The 1,179-nt window shown below is 66.6% G+C and carries 1 protein-coding gene; it reads right to left on the bottom strand.

Going from position 1 to position 1,179, the window contains the following annotated elements; genetic code table 11:
- Positions 1-1,179: elongation factor Tu (tuf, locus tag ACFO3Q_RS16775; RefSeq protein ID WP_377006053.1), on the bottom strand; the 1,179-nt coding region annotated here is incomplete at its 5' end.

The raw sequence follows: 1,179 nt of genomic DNA, 5'->3' as shown, positions 1-1,179 counted from the left end.
TTACTCGATGACCTTGGCGACGACGCCGGCGCCGACGGTGCGGCCGCCCTCGCGGATCGCGAAGCGCAGGCCGTCGTCCATCGCGATCGGCGCGATCAGCGTCACCACCATCTTGATGTTGTCGCCCGGCATCACCATCTCGACGCCTTCCGGCAGCTCCACCGCGCCCGTCACGTCCGTCGTGCGGAAGTAGAACTGCGGACGGTAGCCCTTGAAGAACGGGGTGTGGCGGCCGCCCTCGTCCTTCGACAGCACGTACACCTCAGCCTCGAACTTGGTGTGCGGCTTGATCGTGCCCGGCTTCGCCAGAACCTGACCGCGCTCCACCTCGTCGCGCTTCGTGCCGCGCAGCAGCAGACCCGCGTTGTCGCCCGCCTGGCCCTGGTCCAGCAGCTTGCGGAACATCTCGACGCCGGTCACCGTCGTCTTCACCGTCGGGCGGATGCCCACGATCTCGATTTCGTCGCCGACCTTGATCACGCCGCGCTCGATGCGGCCCGTCACCACCGTGCCGCGACCCGAGATCGAGAACACGTCTTCGACCGGCATCAGGAACGACTTGTCGACGTCGCGCTGCGGCTCGGGGATGTAGCTGTCCAGCGCGTCGACCAGCTTGATGATCGCCGGAACGCCGATCTCCGACTGGTCGCCCTCGAGCGCCTTCAGCGCCGAACCCTTGATGATCGGGGTGTCGTCGCCCGGGAAGTCGTACTTCGACAGCAGCTCGCGCACTTCCATCTCGACCAGCTCGAGCAGCTCGGCGTCGTCCACCATGTCGGCCTTGTTCAGGAACACCACGATGTACGGCACGCCCACCTGACGCGACAGCAGGATGTGCTCGCGCGTCTGCGGCATCGGGCCGTCCGCGGCCGAGCACACCAGGATCGCGCCGTCCATCTGCGCCGCACCCGTGATCATGTTCTTCACGTAGTCGGCGTGGCCCGGGCAGTCCACGTGCGCGTAATGACGGGTCTCCGACTCGTACTCCACGTGCGCCGTCGAGATCGTGATGCCGCGCGCCTTCTCTTCCGGCGCCGCGTCGATCTGGTCGTAGCCCTTGAACTCGCCGCCGAAACGCTCTGCGCCGATCTTGGTCAGCGCCGCGGTCAGCGTCGTCTTGCCGTGGTCAACGTGACCGATCGTGCCGACGTTCACGTGCGGCTTGGTGCGCTCGAACTT

Origin of the sequence: Coralloluteibacterium thermophilum, assembly GCF_042654365.1 — a bacterium.
In the GTDB taxonomy this organism is placed as follows: Bacteria; Pseudomonadota; Gammaproteobacteria; order Xanthomonadales; family Xanthomonadaceae; genus Coralloluteibacterium; species Coralloluteibacterium thermophilum.
The sequence above is the reverse complement of the archived record's forward strand: the minus strand, read 5'-3'. Positions and strand labels throughout refer to the sequence as shown.